This is a genomic window from Cupriavidus pampae (genome assembly GCF_914271485.1).
In the GTDB taxonomy this organism is placed as follows: Bacteria; Pseudomonadota; Gammaproteobacteria; order Burkholderiales; family Burkholderiaceae; genus Cupriavidus; species Cupriavidus pampae.
This window is the reverse complement of sequence record NZ_CAJZAG010000032.1, coordinates 1-2,461: the sequence shown is the minus strand read 5'-3', so window position 1 is coordinate 2,461 and position 2,461 is coordinate 1. Positions and strand designations below refer to the sequence as shown.

At 60.7% G+C, this 2,461-nt stretch carries 2 protein-coding genes; both read right to left on the bottom strand.

Features of this window, described 5'->3' with window-relative positions; all coding sequences use genetic code 11:
• Positions 1-61: 61 nt before the first annotated feature.
• The gene (gene istB, locus LDO41_RS34105; protein ID WP_223995889.1) at positions 62-847 is read right to left on the bottom strand and encodes an IS21-like element helper ATPase IstB; all 786 of its coding nucleotides are present in this window, start codon (positions 845-847) and stop codon (positions 62-64) included.
• Entirely contained in the window at positions 837-2,357 is a 1,521-nt protein-coding gene (gene istA / locus LDO41_RS34100) for an IS21 family transposase (RefSeq protein WP_223995888.1), read from the bottom strand. The genes istB and istA overlap by 11 nt, the downstream gene beginning before the upstream one ends.
• Positions 2,358-2,461: the final 104 nt, after the last annotated feature.

Sequence of the window (2,461 nt, the reverse complement as noted above, 5' to 3'; positions counted from 1 at the left end):
GGTGTTGATTTGCACCTAAAACTGACCCACCAGTTGCATCGAAAATTGACCCACCCCAAGGTCATGCCTCTTCACTGATTGGTGTCTGCTTAGTGCGTTTCTCCTTGCTGGGCTGGATGCTGCTGTTCTTGAATCGGTAGCTGTCGTTACCCGTTTCAACGATGTGGCAGTGATGGGTCAGACGATCCAGCAGTGCGGTGGTCATCTTGGCGTCGCCGAAGACAGCCGACCACTCACCGAAGCTCAGGTTTGTCGTGATGATGAGGCTGGTGCGCTCGTAGAGCTTGCTGATCAGGTGAAACAGCATGGCGCCGCCGGCCTGGCTAAATGGTAGATAGCCCAGTTCGTCGAGGATCACCAGATCGGCGTACATCATTCGCGTCGCCAGATGCCCGGGCTTGCCGGCTGCCTTCTCCAGTTCCAGCGTATTGACGAGTTCGATGGTTGAATAGAACCGCACGCGCCGATGATGATGCTCTACCGCCTGCACGCCGATCGCTGTGCCGATGTGGGTCTTGCCGGTCCCGGGTCCGCCAACCAGCACGACGTTGTGGGCAGACTCGAGGAATTCACATCGGTGGAGCTGGCGAACCAGTGCTTCGTTGACTTCGCTGCATGCGAAGTCGAAGCCCATGAGGTCTCGATACGCCGGAAACCTGGCAACCTTCATCTGGTAGGCCAGCGAGCGCACCTCGCGCTCAGTGAGCTCCGCCTTGAGCAGGCGAGAGAGGATCGATACCGCTGCTTGATATGCGGGCGAATCCTGCTCGGCCAGATCACCCAGCGCCTGCGCCATGCCGTGCAGCTTAAGCGCCTTCAGCATCTCCACCATGATGTCATGCTGCATGATTGATCCTCCGCAGTGAGTCATAGCGTCCGACATTGGCTTCAGGCTCGATCCGCAACGTCAGCGCCTGAGGCGCTGTGATGGGAGAGATCGGCTCCCCCTGTATCAGCCGGCTCAGGATGTTGAGGATCGTCTGCTTGGATGGGGCGCCGGCCTCTAACGCGAGTTCGACGGCCGCCAGCACCGCCTGCTCGTCGTGAAGGAGGACCAGTGCGAGCACCTCCACCATCTCGCGATCGCCGCCCGGCCGCTTGAGTAAGGCTCGCTGCAATCGTTTGAAGCCCTCCGGCAACTGCGTGAATGGCGCGCCGTTGCGCAACGCGCCGGGCTTGCGCTGTAGCACGGCGAGATAGTGCCGCCAGTCATAGATGGTTCGACCGATCCCATGGCTGCGATCGATGTGCCGCACGTGCTCAGCAATGACATGGCTCTCGGCCACGAACACGAGGCGTGAAGCGTAGACGCGCAGGCTGATGGGACGATTGGCGAACGACGCTGGCACGCTGTAACGGTTGCGCTCGAAGTGCACCAGGCACGTCGGCGAGACACGCTTGGTATGCTCCACGAAGCCATCGAAGGCTTGGCCTACCGGCATTAAATGCGGGCGCTCCTCGGACCACGCTTCCCAGATGGTCATATCGAGCTCGGGGTGTCGTGTCTGCTGCCACAACAGCACGCATTGGTCCGCCAACCAGTCGTTGAGCGCATCGAGGGAGCCAAATGGTGGAACCCGCTGCCAGATCCGGTGGCGGCTATCCTGCACGTTCTTCTCTATCTGGCCCTTCTCCCAGCCAGACGCCGGGTTACAGAACTCGGCATCGAACAGGTAGTGGCTGACCATGGTGCTGAAGCGCAGGTTGACGTCGCGCAGCTTGCCTCGCCCCACGCGATCTACAGCGGTCTTCATGTTGTCGTAGATCCCGCGCCGCGGGATGCCGCCCCACGCCGTGAAAGCGTGATAGTGAGCATCGAACAACATCTCGTGCGTCTGCAGCGGATACGCCCGCAGGAAGAACGCTCGGCTGTGGCTGAGCTTGAACTGCGCGACCTGTAGCTTGGTGCGCTCGCCACCAAGCACGGCCCAGTCCTCACTCCAGTCAAACTGGAACGCTTCGCCTTCGGCAAAGCGCAGTGGAATGAATGTGCCCTTGCTTGCAGCCCTCGATTGTTGTTGCTGCTCTTGCCGCCATCGTCGTGCGAAGGCCGCCACACGATCGTAGGAACCGGTGAAGCCGAGCGCGCACAGGTCGGCGTGGATCTGCTTAAGCGTGCGTCGCTGCTTGCGAGGCTTGTTGGCCTCGGTCTTGAGCCACGCAGCGAGCTTGGCGGCATGGCCATCTAGCTTGCTCGGGCTGTGCCGAGGTGGATAGGCGGGAACCGTGACATCGGCGCGCAGATAGCGCCGTACGGTGTTGCGGGAGATACCCAGACGCCTGGCGATCTCGCGAAGCGGGATCTGGTCGCGCAGGTGCCAGCGTCGAATGATGCTCAAGATGGCCACGTCGATCACTCCGAACTCCTGCGCGTTGCCGAGCAGGACAGTGTTCTATACGTGGGTCAACATTCGATGCAAATTACAGGCCCTAGTGGGTCAGGATCGGGTGCAACTCAACA

Excerpts from the sequence above, each read along its gene's own strand:
- istB (WP_223995889.1), bottom strand. The coding sequence starts at position 847 with ATGCAGCATGACATCATGGTGGAGATGCTGAAGGCGCTTAAGCTGCAC.